The following is a 16,270-nucleotide window of genomic DNA, read 5'->3' as shown; positions in this document are numbered from 1 at the left end:
AATGTCCTTGACGGTGCACACGGAACAGCGTGGCGACGTGGTCGTCGTATCGGTCGCGGGTGAGCTGGACATGGCGACGGCACCGCAGCTGCAGGACCAGATCACCGACCTGCTCGACAAGGGCCGCAACCGCCTGGTCTTCGACCTGGCCGAGGTGTCGTTCTGCGACTCGACCGGGTTGTCCGTCTTCGTCCGGGCCAAGAACAGCTGCGACGAGGCCGGCGGCGTGGTCCGGCTCGCCGCCCCGCAGCGTGGGGTGCTCCGCATCCTGGAGGTCAGCGGGCTGGTCGAGGTGCTGCAGACCTATCCGACGGTGGACGAGGCGGTGGCCGGCGAGCCCACGCCGACCTCCTCCTGACCCGACCCGCACCACTCAGCGCTCGTCCTCGATGAACCGGGGACGGGCGATCACCATGCCCGCCGCCGTCTGCACCACCAGGGCGACCAGCAGGAAACCGATCGGTGCGACCCACCCGCCGGTGACGTCGTACAGGACGCCGACCAGCAGCGGCCCCAGAGCCGCGATCAGGTACCCGACGCTCTGGGCGAACGCGGAGAGCGCCACGGTCCCCTCGGTGGTCCGGGCCCGCAGCCCGATGGTCGCCAGCAGCATCGGGAAGGCGCTCTGCCCGACCGCGAGCAGCACCGCCCAGACCAACGCCCCCCGGTACGGCGCCACGGCCAGGCCCAGGTAGGCCAGGAGCATCGCCGCGGAGAGCACCAGGATCAGCGGGTGCAGCGTGCGCATCCGACCGGCCAGGGTCGGCATCAGCAGGGCGATCGGCACCCCGACCGCGGTCACCGCCGCCAGCAGCAGGCCGGCGTCCCCGGCGGTGTAACCGGCGTCCCGGAAGAGCTGGGCCAGCCAGCCCATCAACGCGTACGCGCCGAGCGCCTGGGTGCCGAAGTAGAGCCCCATGGCCCAGCCGAGCCGGGTCCGACCGGGCCGGATCCGGAGCGGGACCGACGCGACCGGCGTCGCGCTCGGCCGCCGGGCGGCGGCGTGCGCCCGCAGCGCCGCCGGCACCCACGGGAGTACGGCGACCGCCGCCAGCAGCGCCCAGACGGCCAGCCCGGCCCGCCACGACCCGAGCGCGTGCCCGACCGGTACCGCCGCCGCGGCGGCCACCGTCGCACCCACCGTCATGGTCATCGAGTACGCCCCGGTGACCAGCCCGACCCGGTGCGGGAAGTACTGCCGGACCAGCATCGGCAGCAGGATGTTGGCCACCGCGATCCCGCCCAGCGCCAGCGCGCTGGTGACCAGGAAGACCACCGTCGAGTCGGTGGCCACCCGCAGCAGTTGCCCGGCGGCGAGGGCGAGCATCGCCGCGACCAGCACCCGGGCGGCCGAGTACCGGCGGACCAGGCGCGGGGTCAGCGACCCGAACAGGGCGAACGCCAGGGCGGGCAGGGTGGTGACGAAGCCGGCCACCGCTCCGGAGAGCGCCAGGCCGGTGCGTACCTCGTCGAGCAGCGCGCCGAGGCTGGTGATCGCGGCGCGCAGGTTCAGGGCGACCAGCAGGATCCCGACCAGGATCACCACCGGACCAGCGGCCGGTCGGCCGGCAGCGGGTGGGGGTGCCACCGGCGGCGGGGCGGTCGGCTGGGGACCGGAGTCCGGCAGCGGCGCTTCGGCCGGTGCCGGCCGGGTATCCGGCGGCGCCTCGGGGATGCGGGTGCGGGCTGAGGCGAGGGCGGTCGGTGGCGGGGTCATGACCGTCAACCTACAATCATGGGATGAATTCTGGGCGGGTGATGTAACCAGTGCCACCATCGGTTGATTCCGCCACCGTGCCGCCGCGCGGCCGGCGGGTGCAGCAGACCATCGCCTCGCTGCGGGAGCGGATCCTGCGCGGCGACTGGCCGGTGGGCGACCGGATCCCGACCGAGCCACAGCTGGTCGCCACGCTCGGAGTGGGACGCAACACCGTCCGCGAGGCGGTCCGCGCACTGGTGCACGCCGGGGTGCTGCAGTGCCGGCAGGGCTCCGGGACGTACGTGGTCTCCACCGACGAACTGGCCCCGGTGGTGGCCCGCCGGATCACCGACGACCGGACGGCCGAGGTGGTGGAGGTCCGGCGCGCCTTCGAGGTGGAGGCGGCCCGGCTCGCCGCGCTTCGGCGTACCCCGGCAGACCTGGCGGCGCTCGACGACGCGCTGGCCGCCCGGGAGGCCGCGTGGCGCGGCGGCCGGGTCGCCGACTTCGTGGAGGCCGACGCGGCGCTGCACACCGCGGTGGTCGCCGCCGCGCACAACGGCATGCTCGCCGAGCTGTACGCCTCGGTCGGCACCGCGCTCCGCAGCACCATAGCCCGGACCATGGGCGACGAACTGCTCCCCGAGCGGTACGTCGACCACGGTCGACTCGTCGAGGCGATCCGGGCCGGTGACCCGGCACGGGCCGCCCGGGAGGCCGGCGCTTTCCTGGAGCCCGCCCCGGGGGCTTAGGTTGTCCCCGATCGAAACACGGGCCAGCCACAGGAGTAGGGATGCTCAAGGGCTTCAAAGAGTTCATCATGCGCGGCAACGTCATCGACCTGGCGGTCGGCGTGGTCATCGGGGCCGCGTTCACGGCGGTGGTCACCCAGTTGACCACCTCGTTCCTCAAGCCGCTGATCGCGCTGATCACCGTGCTGATCACCGGCAGCGAAAAGGGCCTGGACGGCGCGGTCTGGACGGTACGCAACGTCGAGTTCGACTGGATCAGCTTCGTCAACGCGCTGATCACCTTCGTGCTCACCGCGGCGGCACTGTACTTCCTGGTGGTGTTCCCGATGAACAAGCTGGCCGAGCGGCGGCAGCGGGGTGAGGAGCCGCCGCCGAAGACGCCCAGCGAGGAGATCCAACTGCTCACCGAGATCCGGGACGCGCTGGTCGCCGCCGGCCAGGCCGGCCCGGGGCAGCAGCGCGGCGCGCTCGACGACGTACTGGGTCGCCGCCAGGAGCCGCCCGCCCTGCGCTGAGCCGGCACCCGCACATCGGCCCCTGTGGGAATCCCGCAGGGGCCAACCTTTTTCGTACGTGTGTTCGATAGAGTCCACCCCATGGAGCAGCGGAAACACTGGTGGAACGGCAAGTGGGGGCGACTCGCCCGGCGGGACGTCTTCCTCCGGGTGGACGCCGACCGCTGGCACGTCGAACAGCGCGCCGGCGGCGCCGAGGGAGTCTCCCGGTTCTACGAGTACGACAGCGCCGACGCGGCGGAGGAGACCGTCCGCGCCCTGCTCGACGGGGCAGACTGGCGGGAGCTCTCCCCCCGCCCGCCGGGCGGCTGGACCCCGTCCCACTGAGCCACCCCGCGGCCCTCGCGCGGTCCTTGCCCTCACGTGGTCGCGGTGGGCGCCACGCCGTCGCGCGTTTAGCGTCGGGCCGGTCCGGGAACCGCGCCAGGATGAGCCAGCAGGACACCGAGCAGCAGGCGACCATCTCCCGGGTCACCACCGGCATGCGGGTGATCGACTCGACAGGCACCGAGATCGGCACCGTCGATCTGGTCCAGCGGGGCGACCCGAACGCGGTGACCGTGCAGGGCACCCCGAACGCCGACCCCGGCAGCAGCCTCGACGAGCTGATCGAGTCGACCACCGTCGAGGAGCCCGACGTGCCGGCCGACCTGGCCGCCCGGCTGCTGCACAGCGGTTACCTCAAGGTCTCCACCGACCTGGTCCCCACCGGCGCGGTGTACGTGCTTGCCGACCGCATCGCCACCGTCACCGCCGACGGGGTACGGCTGGCCGTCCCCGCCGCCGACCTCCCGCCGGAGCAGTAACCCGGCACCCTGCCCCCTGGTGCGCGCCCCCGGCGTGACGTGCACGTCCTCGATGCGATGTGAGAGGGGAACCCCTCTCTACCGAAAGCGTTAAGAGGGGGCCCTTCCTTCGCGGAAGAGGAGGAGCATGAGCCAGCCGGCGAGCAGTCCCCAGAACGCGCCGCCCACCCCCAGCAGGGTCACCCCGGAGGCGGTGACGACGAAGGTGACCACGGCTGCCTCCCGGGCGTCCGGCTCGGTCACCGCCGCCGCGATCGCGGTGGCCAACGCCCCGAGCAGGGCCAGGCCTGCGACCGCCTCGATCAGTACCGGGGGTGCCAGCGCGACGAGCGCGGTGGCGAGTCCGGCACCCAGCCCGAGCAGGGCGAGACCGACACCGGCGGTGACCGAGGCGATCCACCGGCGGTCCGGGTCGGGGTGGGCGTCCGGGCCGGCGGCGAGGGCGGCGCTGATCGCGGCGAGGTTCACCGCGTGTCCGCCGGCGGGCGCGGCGGCCAGGCTGGCCAGGCCGGTGGCCCGCAGCGCGGCGCCGAACGGCGGGCGGTAGCCGTAGCCGACCAGCACCGCCATCCCGGGCACGTTCTGCGCGGCCATGGTGACCAGGAACAGCGGCACGGCGAGGCCGATCGTGGCGGAGAGGCTCCAGGCCGGCGCGGTCAACTCGACGACCGGGAGCAGCCCCGCCGCACCCACCCCGCCGAGTCCGGAGGCGGTCAGGGTGATCGCCACCACCGCGACGGCCAGCGCGGCGGGGACCGCCCAGCGGCGGGCGTACCGGTGCAGCAGGACCCAGGTCACCACCACCGGCGCGGCGAGCAGGGGCACCTCGACCAGGGCCCGGACCGGGGCGGTGCAGAGCGGCAGCAGCACCCCGGCGAGCATCGCGCCGGCGACCGGTCGGGGGATGGCCGCGACGGCCCGGCCCAGCGGCGGGAAGAGTCCGGCGGCCACGATCAGCACGCCGGAGACGAGGAACGCCCCGACGGCCGTCGGCCAGCCGCCGGGCAGCGGTCCGGTCGCCACCAGCAGCGCGGCACCGGGGGTGGACCACGCCACGCTCATCGGTATCCGGTGGCGCAGCCCCAGCCAGGCGGCGGCCAGGCCGGCGGTGAGGCAGAGCACGAGCAGCCCCGAGGCGGCCTGGGCGTCGGTGGCACCGACCGCCCGCAATCCGGCCAGCACGACGGTGAACGAGCTGGCGAAGCCGACAAGCGCGGTCACCACCCCGGCCAACAACGGCTGGGTACGTCCGGCCACGGCCACCCCCTCCCCGACTGTTCCGTTTACGGAACGCTGGCCGTGTAGCACCATAGCGGGATGGACCAGCCACCACCAGAGCCCCGTCGCCCCCTCGACGCCGAGGCCGGTGAGGTGGGTCGCCGGGTCCGCACCCTGCGCGAGGAGCGGGGCCTGTCGCTGTCCCGGCTGGCCCGGCAGGCGAACGTGGGCAAGGCCACCCTGTCCGGGCTGGAGAACGGCCTGCGCAACCCCACTCTGGAGACGCTCTACGCGATCACCGCGCAACTCGGCGTGCCGCTCAGCGCGGTACTCTCCGCGACGGCGACCGAACCGGTGGTACGCGGCGCGGCGGTCACCGCGACCGTACTGGAGGTGTTCACCGACACCGACGCGACGTACGAGCTGTACCGGCTGCGGGTCGCTCCCGGGTCGGGCCAGGTCTCCCCGGCCCACCAGTACGGGGTGACCGAGCACGTCACCGTCTTCAGTGGCGTGCTGCGGGCCGGGCCGGTGGACGCGCCGCTGACCGCCGTGGCCGGTGGTCACCTGCGCTGGACCTCGGACGTGCCGCACGGCTACGCCGCCCTCGGCGACGAGGAGGTGACCGCGAGTCTCCTACTGCGCTATCCCCGCCCGAAAAGGTAATTTCACAACGCGGCGTCAGTGTGTCGAGACGCCGACGGGTTGTTCTTGGCAAGCTTGTCCCATGACGCTGATCCTCCGCTCGGCCATCATCAACGACGTCGGCCTGGTCCGGACCAACAACGAGGACTCCGCCCTCGCCGGAGACCGCCTGGTGGCGGTGGCCGACGGCATGGGTGGACTGCCCGCCGGGGAGCTGGCCAGTGAGATCGTCATCCGGATCCTGGACGAGCTGACCCCGCCGACCGGAGTCACCGAGGCCACCGACGCGCTGCTGGCCGTGGTGAGCACCGCCAACCAGCGGATCCGGGCGGCCATCACCGCCGACCCGGCGCGCGACGGCATGGGTACCACCCTGACCGCGGCCCTGCTGGCCGGGGAGACCCTGGTCCTGGCCCAGGTCGGGGACTCCCGCTGCTACCTGCTGCGCGACGGTGAGCTGACCCAGTTGACGCGGGACGACACCTTCGTCCAGGCCCTGGTGGACCAGGGTGCGCTCACCCCCGCCCAGGCCCGGCAACATCCCCAGCGCTCGCTGGTGACCCGGGCGGTGCAGGGCGCGGACGCCCCACCGGCGATCGGCACCCTCACCGTCTACACCGGCGACCGGCTGCTGCTCTGCAGCGACGGGCTCTCCGACTACGTCGCCGACGGGGCGATCGCGGGCACCCTGAACTCCTACGCCGAGCGCCAGCACTGTGGCGAGCAACTGGTGAAGCTGGCCCACCAGGCCGGCGCGCCGGACAACGTGACGGTGGTGGTCACCGACATCACGACCGACTGACCCCGGCCGCCCAATTCGGTTGCGTACCAGGTCGGCGCTGGCTGGGATGGGGTGATGGAGATCCGCCGGGTGACCGCCGAGGAACGTCTGACCACCAGCTATCCGCTCCAGGCGTACGCCTTCGACCGCTCGCCGCTGCCGGCGGCGCAGATCGAGGGCTGGCGGGACCGCCTGCCGTACTGGGCGGAGACCCGGACCCTGGTGGCCGAGGCGGACGGCAGCACCGTGGCCTGCGTCAGCGCGATCCCGATGCGGCAGAACCTGCGGGGCACCGTCCTGCCGATGGCCGGGGTCGCCTCGGTGGCCACCCATCCGCTGGCCCGACGGCAGGGCCACATCCGGGCCCTGCTGCACCAACTGCTCGACGAGATGCGCGACGAGGGACACCCGCTGAGCGCGCTCTACCCGTTCCGGCCGTCGTTCTACGCCCGGTTCGGCTTCGTCGGGCTGCCCAAGGCGCGTACCGTCTCGTTCTCCCCGGCCGACCTCGGTCCGTTGTTGCGCGCGGAGCTTCCCGGCGAGCTGGCCTGGGAGCGGATCGGCGCCGGTTATCCGGCCTACCGGGCGTTCACCGAGGAGTGCCTGCGCCGGCGGCACGGCTTCGCGGTCTTCGACGCGCAACGGGCGGTCGCCGTCCGCGACGACGACAACCGCTGGCTGGTCACCGCGCGCCTCGACGGCCGGACGGTCGGCGCGGTGACCTACCGGATCGACGGCCACGGCGGGCACCTCGTCGCCGACGAACTGCTCGCCGAGGACCCGTACGGGCGGATGCTGCTGTTGGGGTTCTTCGCCCGGCACATCGACCAGGTAACCCGGATCACCGTCCAGATTCCCCCCGACGAGCTGCCCGAACTCTGGCTCACCGACTTCGACGTGCAGGTGGAGGCCAGGGTGAACAGCCCGGAGGCGGCCGCCCCGATGGCCCGGCTGCTCTCCCTGGACGCGCTGACCGGCCGACCCGCCGGGACGGGGCGGGTCCTCGTCGAGCTGACCGGGGACCGCTGGCTGGCCGGCACGCATCTGCTCGACGGGGGCAGCGGTCAGCTGGAGGTGACCTCTGCCGTGGCTGCCGGTTCCTCGACCCCGACCGCCACGCTCACCGCCGCCGGGCTCTCCGCGCTGGCGTACGGGGTGCTCGACCCGATGGAGGTGCACCTGCGTGAGCTGGGCTCGGTGCCCGCCGACGCGGCGGCCGAGCTGCGCCGGATCTTCTCGCGTCAGGTGCCGTACCTCTTCGCCGACTTCTGACCGGCGGGAGTAGGTTCGTCGGCGTGCCGCAGTGGTTGCAAGCGGGTGGCTGGGGGCTGCTGGCCGGTTCCGCTCTGCTGATCGGGGCGGCGGTGGGCTGGTTCGTGCCGGTCCCCCGCCGGGTGCTCGCGTCGGTCATGGCCTTCGGGGCGGGGGTGCTGCTCTCCGCCGTCTCCTTCGACCTGATCGAGGAGGCGCACCGACAGGGTGGGCTGCTGGCCACCACGATCGGGGCGGCCGGCGGCGCGTTGGCGTACACCGGGGCGAACCTGCTCCTCGCCCGACGGGGTGCCCAGCACCGCAAACGATCCAGCGGAGCACAGCCCTCCGAACAGGAACGTCCCGGCTCCGGTTCGGCGATCGCGGTGGGTGCGCTGCTCGACGGCGTACCCGAGTCGGTGGTGATCGGGGCGAGCCTGCTGGCCGGCGGCCCGGTCAGCCTGGTCACCGTGGTCGCGGTCTTCCTGAGCAACGTGCCGGAGGGGCTCTCCAGCGCCGCCGGCATGCGCCGGGCGGGCCGGTCCCGACGGTACGTCTTCCTGCTCTGGACGGCGATCGCGCTGGTCAGCGGGGTGGCGGCGGTGGCCGGCTACACCCTGCTCGGTGACGCTCCGGTGCAGGTGACGGCCGCCATCACCGCGCTGGCCGCCGGCGCCATCCTGGCGATGATCACCGACACCATGGTCCCGGAGGCCTTCGAGGACGCCCACCTGCTGGTCGGGCTGATCACCGTGGCCGGCTTCCTGACCGCCTTCGCCCTCTCCCACACCTGACCAGGGACGACACCCTCAGTCAGTAGGGGTCGGTCTGACCGGCGTCCGGCCCCGGCAACCGCCGGGCCACCCCCACCAGCTCCAGGTCGGACTCCCGCCGCAGCCGCCGCAACAGCGCGGTACCGGCGTTCCCGCTCGCCCCCCACCACCACGATCCGCATGCCGGCTCCGGTACCCACGGATCCGGCCGCCAACCCGTCGCCGTCCGGTTGGCCTGCCGCCGCGGGGGGCCTCGGGCGGACGCCGGGCGCGGGCGGGATTCGGGTAACCTGTGGCCCAGCGGGCCGTTAGCTCAATTGGCAGAGCTGAGGACTTTTAATCCTTAGGTTCTGGGTTCGAGTCCCAGGCGGCCCACCGCGTGCCGTGATCTCGATGTGACCGGTCAGGGGTGCGTCGCCAGGACGTTGGGCAGGTCACCGAAGCGAGCTTTCGCGTCTCGGCTGAGGATGATTCGCCCGGTCTCGGCTGCGTGGGCGGCAATGATCAGGTCGTGCGCACCACGCGGTGTTCCGGCACGTCGCGCCTGTGCGATGAGTCGGGCGTGGTGGGCGGCCGTCGCGTCGGTGTAGTCGAGGACATCGACCGCGGAGACAATCGCGGCCAGCGCTCGGGCCCGATCTGCCGCACGACTGACGGTATCTGCCAGCTCGATGCCGACCCGATACTCGGCGACGGTCACGGCGGCGATCGCCAGCTCGTCCTCGTCGAGGAGGGCGCGATCGAGCGTGCCGCGCTCGTAGGCGATGAGGACGTTGGTGTCGAGGATCAGACGTCGGCCCACGGATCCGTCCGTTCGGTCGTCACGTAGCGGAGGGCGTCGGTGAGATCGGCTTCGAAGTGGTCATCGGGTGCGGGCAGGTCGGCGAGCGCGGCTCGTAGGTCCCGGCCGGTGCGACGGTGGGCCGGATGAATCTCGGCGATCGGTCGGTTTCCACGCGTGACGGTGACGCTCTCGCCGCGCTCGATGGCGTCAAGGAGATCGGAGAACCTTCGTGAGGCTTCGGTGGCCGAGATGGTTCGCATGCGACCAGCGTATCTGATAATCAGACCGAGCTGCTCCATTTGCCCGGACAAGAAAAAGGCAGGGAGTCGACCGCTCCCTGCCACTCTTAACGTATACCACACCGGGGGTCTTGCGGCAAGACCCCGGTTCTGCTGCAAAATCTCCAGCCGAAGCCGGACCCGGTGTCATCCGGGCTCCGCGACCTCCCGCGTCGTCGTCCGACGTGGACGACGGCTGGGCAAGCGACAGAACGGGGATTTCCATGATCGATGTGATCATCGTGGGCGGCGGGCCGACCGGTCTCATGCTGGCCGCCGAGTTGCGGCTGCACGGCGTACGCGTGGTCGTGCTGGAGCGGGACGCGGAGCCGACCCGGGTGGTCCGCTCGCTCGGCATGCACGTGCGCAGCATCGAGGTGCTGGACCAGCGCGGCCTGCTGGAGCGTTTCCTGGCGGCGGGCAAGAAGTTCCAGCTCGGGGGGTACTTCGCCGGGATCGTCAAGGCGTGGCCCACCGGGATGGACACCGCGCACGACTACATCCTCGGCATCCCGCAGCCGGTCACCGAACGACTGCTGGCCGCGCACGCCACCGAGGTCGGCGCCGAGCTGCGGCGCGGCGTCGAACTTGTCGGGTTGAGCCAGGACGAGGAGGCGGTGACCGCCGAGCTGGCCGACGGTACCCGGTTGCGCGCGCGCTACCTCGTCGGTTGCGACGGCGGGCGCAGTACGGTGCGCAAGCTGCTGGGCATCGATTTTCCCGGTGAGCCCAGCAGGGCCGAGACGCTGCTGGGCGTGATGGAGTTGACCGCCGCACCGGATGAGGTGCTCGCGGTGATGACCGAGGTACGCAAGACCCAGCTGCGGTTCGGGGTCGGACCGGTCGGGGACGGGGAGGGGTTGTACCGGGTGGTCGTGCCGGCGGCCCAGGTGGCGGAGGACCGCGCGGTCGCACCGACCCTCGACGAGTTCCGGCAGCAGCTGCGGGCCACCGCCGGCACCGACTTCGGGGTGCACTCGCCCCGCTGGCTCTCCCGGTTCGGCGATGCCACCCGCCTCGCCGAGCGGTACCGGGTCGACCGGGTGCTGTTGGCCGGGGACGCGGCGCACGTGCACCCGCCGCTGGGCGGGCAGGGGCTCAACCTCGGCCTGCAGGACGCGTTCAACCTGGGCTGGAAGTTGGCCGCGCAGGTCGCCGGGTGGGCACCGGCGGATCTGTTGGACACGTACCAGGCCGAGCGGCGGCCGGTCGCGTCGGACGTGCTGGACAACACCCGGGCGCAGACCGAGCTGATGAAGCTGGAGTCGGGTCCGCAGGCCGTCCGGCGGCTGATGGCGGAGCTGATGGACTTCGAGGAGGTGAACCGGCACCTCATCGAGAAGATCACCGCGATCTCCGTCCGGTACGACTTCGGCCCGGGTCACCGGCTGCTCGGCCGCCGGTTGCGGGACGTGGGGCTGCGGCGGGGACGCCTGTACGGGCTGACGCACCGGGGGCGTGGGCTGCTGCTGGACCAGACGGGGCGGCTCTCGGTGACCGGCTGGGCGGACCGGGTCGACCATGTCGTCGACGCCAGCGAGGAGCTGGACGTGCCCGCCCTGCTGCTCCGGCCGGACGGGCACGTGGCCTGGGTCGGCGACGACCAGCAGGAGCTGCTCGACCAGCTGCCCCGATGGTTCGGGACTGCCACCGGCTGAGCGGCCGGGTCGACAGGTGTCCAGCATCTGACAGCCGATCTTGCGTGTCGGGGGTTGGCCGATGCAATTGCATATCGCAACAAACTCACGACGATTTGCCACCTTTGAACATTTAGCCGGATTTGCCATTTCGCCGAGCCGGTCGCTCAGCACACTTCTTCGTTACGGCGACAGACAGCTTGTGCGACCGGCACGGCAGGCGAAGATGCACCTCAGGAAGATTCTTGTTTTCCCCGTCACCCGGTGCGCCCGGCTCCGTTGGAGAGGGTGCAGCACCGGATCTTCTGCTCACCGGTGGCAGATGATCACAAGGAGCCCGAGGGCTCAGAGCAGGCCCAACCCCCAAGAACCGGGTCGCCGCCAGCGGGCCCGGGAAGAGTCAGAAACGCAGCATCGGCCCTGGCCGCCGCTCTTGAGCTTGCAGCAGAACTGCTGGAAGCAGAAAGCGGCGGCCTGGCTCATGCCGCCAGAACCACCGCTCTCCTGCTCCGCCTGATCGCCGTACTTGGCAGATCGAACGATCAGCGGTAGCCCCACTCCGGTGCGGGGCCGGCGTGACACCGGCCCCGCACCGTTCTCTGGAATCAACGAGATCGGTGCCGGAACGATGCGCGGCCCGCCCTGCGGCCGAGCCGCACCCGACCACGAACGATCGATGTTCACGCAGGTGGCAGCGGGTTGGCGCGGGCGTCACGGTTGATCTCCCGGCCCGACGGTGTGTGCCTCGATGTAGGCGGAGAGGCTACGCAGCGGAATGCGGACGGTGCCGTTCGGCCCGTCACCCTTGATCGCCTCCAGCGCGCCGGCCTCGATGTACCGACCGACGGACCAGCGGGAGACCCGCAGCACGTCGGCGACCTCCTGAACGGTCAGCAGGCGCTCCATCTCCAGCCCCGACACCCGCACCCACCTTGTATCGACTCGTAGCGTTTCCGCGCGCTCACCGGACGCTAGCCGACGCTACAAGACGATGCAAGACCGATCCGGCGAGTCGGGATCAGCCACCCTGGCCCTATGTCCGGATCGTGCATTCGTGCTACAACATGCACGTGGCTCAGGGGTCTGCACATGGCGTGGCGTACGACTTCTGGTGGCGGGTGCGCACCGAGCAGGACAGTCGCGGCTGGACCGACGACGAGCTGCGCGCCCGAACCGGCGTCGCCCGCACCACCGTCGGCCGGATGAAGGTCGGCAAGCGGCCACCCACCGCCCGGGTGGTCAACGCCCTGGCCGACGCCCTGGAGATCGACCCGGCCGAGGCGCACCGCCTCGCCGGCCGGGCCCCCGCCCCGCCGACCGGGACCGACGCCGCCCGCGCGTCCGAGATCAGCGTCCGCGAGGCGATCCGGCGGGACCCGGCCTACACCGCGCAACAGCGCACGCTGATGCTGAGCCTGCTGGACATCTTCGAGCAGGCCAACCGCCGGGTCTGAGGGGGGCCGCGGCGGCGTGGCCGCAGGCCCGGGGCGGTCACCGGACCAGACGGTCCCAGGTGGCCGAGCCGACGATGCCGCGCATCAGCAGCCGCGGCAGTCGCCGCAGGTGCCCGACGACCATCGGACCGAAGGACTTGAGTTCCTGGTACGAGGAGCCACGGAAGCTGACATAGGTGAGCGCCACGACAAGCCACGGCAGCGGAGCCAACACCGGGTAGGCCGCGCCCGCGACCAGGGCGACAGCCACCGGCGCGCCGACCCCGGCGACGACCGTGAGCACGTTCACCCAGGTCTTCCGGATCTGCTGGACCAGCAGCGCGAGCGCCACCCCACCGGCCAGCACCGTCAGGTGGGCCACCGGCAGTCGATCCGCCGGCACCGCGAGCTCCAGCCCGAGTACCGCGCCCAACCCGGCGGCGACCACCTGCGCGACGTTCCACGGGGCACCTGGCCGGGGTCGTTGCGGGTCGTCGAGCAGCAGGCGAACGTCACCGCCGTACTCCCCCTCCGGTTCCTCGTCGCGCTGACCGGTCACCAGGTGCCGCCGCAACGAGGTGTGGGACAGCAGTCGAGCCAGGTGCGGCTTACGCCGCAACGCCGGCCGGAAGGCCCAGCTCCCGTCCGGCCCGGTCCGTCCGTACGAGGTGGCGTCGAGCACCCAGGTCAGCAACACGAACATGATGCCGAAGGAGACGAAGAAGCCGAGGCCCACCAGCGCGGGGCCGGACCGCAGCGGGACACCCGCGCCCTGGATGCCGACGGCGCCCCGGATGGCGTACCCGGCACCGACCAGCAGCCAGACGACCGGCACGGTCCCCGGCACCCGGGCCAGCGCGGGTGAGCGGAACACCTCGTAGAGGACCGCCACGCCGAAGACCACCGCGATGGTCCACCCGGTCTGCGCCACCAGCCCGGCCAGCCAGGCGACGAGCATCGCCAGGACCAACCGGAGCGCCGCCACGAAGACGCTGCCCAGGATGTTCGACCTGGTCTCGGCGAAGTCGCGGCCGATCGGCAGCCGGCCCCGGGCGGCACTCTCGCTGTGCTCCCAGTCGTCCGTCACGCCCCGGACGTCGTTCCACTGGTACCGGGCCATGTACACCAGGTATTCGAGGACCAACCACAGCACGACGAAACCGCGGACGTCCGCCCACCCGCCGGGCCCCACCGCGAACGCGGCGTACGTCAGCGGCGCGATCGACCACTTGATCATGTCTTCGGGACGGGGCAGCAGCAGGTACGAGAGGAAGCTCCGCTGCCGGGTGGCGCCGAACGTGGTGGCCACCCCGCCTTCCGCGGCCGCGTGCACCTTCGGCAGGTGGCTGTACCGGGGCCCCTGGACGAACCGCCGCGCCACCAGGGCGAACAGTCTCGCGCCGCCGACGGTCGCCTGCAGGGTCTGGGTGAGCAGGATCAGCACCACCGTGCCGTACAACACCGCCATGGCCACCTGGTACGGGCGGGTCACCGCGGTACCGATGTAGAACGTCATGCCGCCGAAGACGACGAAGATCGCCAGCAGGATGGTGTTGAAGAGGATCCGGTAGGTCAGGAACCCCCGCCGCAAGCTGATCAACTCGGTGGTCAGGCCGACGTAGCTGATCGGCCGGAGATCACCCAGCGCCGCGATCGGCTGCGGGACGTACCGCCCCAACTCCCGCTCCAGCCCCCGCAGATAGTAGCTGCGGATGCTGGCGATCGAACCCATGCCCTGGATGAAGGCGATCAGCCCGAGGGGCAGGATCGGCGCCGCCGCGAGCACGGCATCGGGTGCGTCGGTGCAGTCCGGCGGCTCCCGCATGCCGAGCCCGCACTCCTGGGTCAGCGCCCCGATCATCAGCGCGATCAGGGCGATGGCCACGCCGTAGAGACCGGCCTGCACGTTGAGGTAGTTGCGCTCGTCCTCACGCACCATCTCGTAGTCGAGCAGGAGCGTCTCCAGGCTCTGCGTGTCCCGGACGGAAGGCTCCTGGCCCGGGGACGCCTCGCCGCCGACCTCCGGTGCCAGCAGGCTCCGGCGAACGAGATTCCGCAGGCGACTGCCCACAGCTGGTCTCCTCAGGAGTTCGCATGATCCCGAACGCGAGCCCTCATCATGCCACTGTGGACATCGGCCGGGAGTCCGCTCGCGCGCACTGTCGGATCAGCGACCGCCTGCGTACCGAGTCAGCGGCGGATGCCGACGGCGCCGTAGGAGTGCGAGACGACCGGGTGCGCGCCGTGGTCGGGACGCCAGTCGGCCAGCCAGACCAACCCGGGCTCGACCAGGTCGTACCCGGTGAAGAAGCGCAGGGTGTCGGCGTGCGTGCGGGGCACCAGCGGGGCCGAGCTGCTGCGGTAGATCGCCTCGCCCTGCTGGACCATGTCCGGCGGGACGTCGTCCACGGTCAGGTGGGACAACACCAGGTGGCTGCCGGGGGCGCAGGCGTCGCGCAGCCCGGCCACCGCGCCGTACGGGTCGTCGGTGTCCGGCACGAAGTGCAGCACGGCGGCGAGCAGCACCGCCACCGGCGCGGTCAGGTCGAGGGTGGCGCGTACCGCGGGGTGGGCCAGCAGCTCGTCCGGGCGGCGCAGGTCGCCCCGGACCACCACAACGCCGTCGGTCTCCGTCAGCAACTCACCGGCGTACGCGACGGCGACCTCGTCGTTGTCCACGTAGACCACCCGGGCCCCGGGGTCGACGGCGCGGACGATCTCGTGCACGTTGCCCTGGGTGGGCAGGCCGGCACCGATGTCGAGGAACTGGCGGATGCCCCGCTGCGCCGCGTGGCGCACGGCCCGGTGCAGGAAGTGCCGGTTGGCCTGGGCGGCGCCCCGGGTCTCCGGGAGGATCTCCAGCACCCGGTCGGCGGCGGCCCGGTCCGGGGCGAAGTTGTGGCAGCCGCCCAGGAAGTAGTCGTACATCCGGGCGACGTTCGGGCGGCCCTGAGCCTCTGCCTGAGCCTCCGCCTGAGCCGCTGCCGACGACAGACCGGATGGTACGGGCGGACCGCCCGCGGATGCCGGATCAGGGCTCACCGGGACTCCTCCCTCGCGTGGCTCCACTCGCGCCGAGCGGAATCCGCCCTGATGTCTATCACCGAATGCGACATCCCGCTAACCCGTCGTGTCGTTGAGTCGGGTGTCCGCCACTGCTGGGGGGGGACCGCCACCGACCGAGGAGGTATGCCGTGACCGGTGCACGAAGAACGGTCGAGGTGGATCCGAGCCTGTTCCGCGCGGTGTACGACTCGCCCGCCAGCCTGCCCGGTCGGCATCGGTGGACCACGCCGGAGTCGGACGTACGCCGGATCGAGAAGCTGCTCGGCATGCCCGCGCGCAGCATCGGCGCGCCGCTCTGGCTCAGCGGCGACGAACCGGACTGCCCGAAGTGTCGCCGCCGGGTCAGCTGGCTCGACATCGTCTCGTCGGCGCTCTCCGGGGTGCACGACCGGATGATGATCGCCACCGTGATCCTCGGTGAACGCAAGTACGTCAACACCGAGATCCCGGCGGCGATCGCCGGGTTGCACTGCCTCGACTGCCGTACCCCGATCACCGGGCTGCGGAGTTTCAAGTGCCACAACTGGGCGTACGCCTTCGAGGCGCTGGAGGCGGTGCACGCCCGGATGGCCGGCCCACCCCCGCCCACCCAGCTCTGAACCCGGCACCGTCTGGCCCCGGCACCGTCTGAC

Annotated in this window: 19 protein-coding genes, 1 tRNA gene and 1 pseudogene; 13 read left to right on the top strand and 8 right to left on the bottom strand. The window is 71.9% G+C overall.

Annotated elements, in window-relative coordinates:
• Position 1: 1 nt before the first annotated feature.
• Positions 2-358 (top strand): STAS domain-containing protein, encoded by a 357-nt coding sequence (locus ACN28G_RS27555; RefSeq protein WP_091433213.1) that lies wholly within the window; start codon positions 2-4, stop codon positions 356-358.
• 15 nt (positions 359-373) lie between these two features.
• Here ACN28G_RS27555 and ACN28G_RS27550 read toward each other — a convergent pair whose 3' ends face one another.
• Positions 374-1,717 (bottom strand): MFS transporter, encoded by a 1,344-nt coding sequence (locus ACN28G_RS27550; RefSeq protein WP_091433208.1) that lies wholly within the window; start codon positions 1,715-1,717, stop codon positions 374-376.
• Positions 1,718-1,767: 50 nt separating this feature from the next.
• Between ACN28G_RS27550 and ACN28G_RS27545 the strand changes: the two genes are divergently transcribed.
• The 4 genes from ACN28G_RS27545 (at position 1,768) to ACN28G_RS27530 (ending at position 3,772) form a co-directional block, all read left to right on the top strand.
• Positions 1,768-2,451 (top strand): FadR/GntR family transcriptional regulator, encoded by a 684-nt coding sequence (locus ACN28G_RS27545; protein ID WP_421480671.1) that lies wholly within the window; start codon positions 1,768-1,770, stop codon positions 2,449-2,451.
• A gap of 41 nt (positions 2,452-2,492) precedes the next feature.
• A complete protein-coding gene (gene mscL / locus ACN28G_RS27540; protein ID WP_421480670.1) occupies positions 2,493-2,966 on the top strand; it encodes a large conductance mechanosensitive channel protein MscL in 474 nt (157 codons plus the stop codon).
• An 81-nt stretch (positions 2,967-3,047) separates the two neighbouring features.
• Complete coding sequence (locus ACN28G_RS27535) at positions 3,048-3,293, top strand: hypothetical protein (protein ID WP_091433198.1); 246 nt, start codon at positions 3,048-3,050, stop codon at positions 3,291-3,293.
• 101 nt (positions 3,294-3,394) lie between these two features.
• Entirely contained in the window at positions 3,395-3,772 is a 378-nt protein-coding gene (locus ACN28G_RS27530) for a hypothetical protein (RefSeq protein ID WP_091433195.1), read from the top strand.
• A 90-nt stretch (positions 3,773-3,862) separates the two neighbouring features.
• Here the strand turns inward: ACN28G_RS27530 and ACN28G_RS27525 are convergent, their stop codons facing one another.
• Positions 3,863-5,029 (bottom strand): benzoate/H(+) symporter BenE family transporter, encoded by a 1,167-nt coding sequence (locus ACN28G_RS27525; RefSeq protein WP_421480669.1) that lies wholly within the window; start codon positions 5,027-5,029, stop codon positions 3,863-3,865.
• Between the two features lie 60 nt (positions 5,030-5,089).
• Between ACN28G_RS27525 and ACN28G_RS27520 the strand changes: the two genes are divergently transcribed.
• From ACN28G_RS27520 to ACN28G_RS27505, 4 genes are all read left to right on the top strand, one after another.
• Positions 5,090-5,656, top strand: a complete 567-nt coding sequence (locus ACN28G_RS27520; protein ID WP_091433191.1) for a helix-turn-helix domain-containing protein — start codon at positions 5,090-5,092, stop codon at positions 5,654-5,656.
• A 61-nt stretch (positions 5,657-5,717) separates the two neighbouring features.
• Positions 5,718-6,437: a PP2C family protein-serine/threonine phosphatase gene (locus ACN28G_RS27515; RefSeq protein ID WP_421480668.1), complete on the top strand. Its 720-nt coding sequence runs from the start codon at positions 5,718-5,720 to the stop codon at positions 6,435-6,437.
• Between the two features lie 54 nt (positions 6,438-6,491).
• Positions 6,492-7,688: a GNAT family N-acetyltransferase gene (locus ACN28G_RS27510; protein WP_421480667.1), complete on the top strand. Its 1,197-nt coding sequence runs from the start codon at positions 6,492-6,494 to the stop codon at positions 7,686-7,688.
• A 23-nt stretch (positions 7,689-7,711) separates the two neighbouring features.
• On the top strand, positions 7,712-8,461 hold the full coding sequence (locus ACN28G_RS27505) for a ZIP family metal transporter (protein ID WP_091433183.1): 750 nt from the start codon (positions 7,712-7,714) through the stop codon (positions 8,459-8,461).
• Between the two features lie 22 nt (positions 8,462-8,483).
• On the opposite strand, the pseudogene ACN28G_RS27500 reads toward ACN28G_RS27505, so the two are convergent.
• Positions 8,484-8,622, bottom strand: a pseudogene (locus ACN28G_RS27500) (epimerase); the annotation flags it as partial.
• 120 nt (positions 8,623-8,742) lie between these two features.
• On the opposite strand from ACN28G_RS27500, the gene ACN28G_RS27495 reads away from it, so the two are divergent.
• Positions 8,743-8,815 (top strand) — tRNA-Lys (locus tag ACN28G_RS27495).
• Between the two features lie 28 nt (positions 8,816-8,843).
• Here the strand turns inward: ACN28G_RS27495 and ACN28G_RS27490 are convergent.
• Together ACN28G_RS27490 and ACN28G_RS27485 are read right to left on the bottom strand one after the other, a co-directional pair.
• Positions 8,844-9,242, bottom strand: a complete 399-nt coding sequence (locus ACN28G_RS27490) for a type II toxin-antitoxin system VapC family toxin (protein WP_091433180.1) — start codon at positions 9,240-9,242, stop codon at positions 8,844-8,846.
• Positions 9,227-9,523 (bottom strand): type II toxin-antitoxin system Phd/YefM family antitoxin, encoded by a 297-nt coding sequence (locus ACN28G_RS27485; protein WP_229688539.1) that lies wholly within the window; start codon positions 9,521-9,523, stop codon positions 9,227-9,229. Before ACN28G_RS27485 ends, ACN28G_RS27490 begins: the two co-directional genes overlap by 16 nt.
• A gap of 203 nt (positions 9,524-9,726) precedes the next feature.
• Between ACN28G_RS27485 and rox the strand changes: the two genes are divergently transcribed.
• Complete coding sequence (gene rox / locus ACN28G_RS27480; RefSeq protein WP_421480666.1) at positions 9,727-11,160, top strand: rifampin monooxygenase; 1,434 nt, start codon at positions 9,727-9,729, stop codon at positions 11,158-11,160.
• Positions 11,161-11,850: 690 nt separating this feature from the next.
• On the opposite strand, the gene ACN28G_RS27475 is transcribed toward rox, so the two are convergent.
• Positions 11,851-12,060, bottom strand: coding sequence for a helix-turn-helix domain-containing protein (locus tag ACN28G_RS27475; RefSeq protein ID WP_139135552.1), 210 nt, complete (start codon positions 12,058-12,060; stop codon positions 11,851-11,853).
• 149 nt (positions 12,061-12,209) lie between these two features.
• Between ACN28G_RS27475 and ACN28G_RS27470 the strand changes: the two genes are divergently transcribed.
• Positions 12,210-12,593 (top strand): helix-turn-helix domain-containing protein, encoded by a 384-nt coding sequence (locus ACN28G_RS27470; protein ID WP_421480665.1) that lies wholly within the window; start codon positions 12,210-12,212, stop codon positions 12,591-12,593.
• Between the two features lie 37 nt (positions 12,594-12,630).
• Here the strand turns inward: ACN28G_RS27470 and ACN28G_RS27465 are convergent, their stop codons facing one another.
• Positions 12,631-14,643: a hypothetical protein gene (locus ACN28G_RS27465; protein WP_421480664.1), complete on the bottom strand. Its 2,013-nt coding sequence runs from the start codon at positions 14,641-14,643 to the stop codon at positions 12,631-12,633.
• A 119-nt stretch (positions 14,644-14,762) separates the two neighbouring features.
• Positions 14,763-15,566 (bottom strand): SAM-dependent methyltransferase, encoded by an 804-nt coding sequence (locus ACN28G_RS27460; protein WP_421480987.1) that lies wholly within the window; start codon positions 15,564-15,566, stop codon positions 14,763-14,765.
• A 200-nt stretch (positions 15,567-15,766) separates the two neighbouring features.
• Between ACN28G_RS27460 and ACN28G_RS27455 the strand changes: the two genes are divergently transcribed.
• A complete protein-coding gene (locus tag ACN28G_RS27455; RefSeq protein ID WP_091433155.1) occupies positions 15,767-16,237 on the top strand; it encodes a hypothetical protein in 471 nt (156 codons plus the stop codon).
• Positions 16,238-16,270 lie beyond the last annotated feature (33 nt).

This window comes from Micromonospora sp. WMMA1923 (assembly GCF_049179195.1).
Taxonomy (GTDB): Bacteria; Actinomycetota; Actinomycetes; order Mycobacteriales; family Micromonosporaceae; genus Micromonospora; species Micromonospora yangpuensis.
The sequence above is the reverse complement of the archived record's forward strand: the minus strand, read 5'-3'. Positions and strand labels throughout refer to the sequence as shown.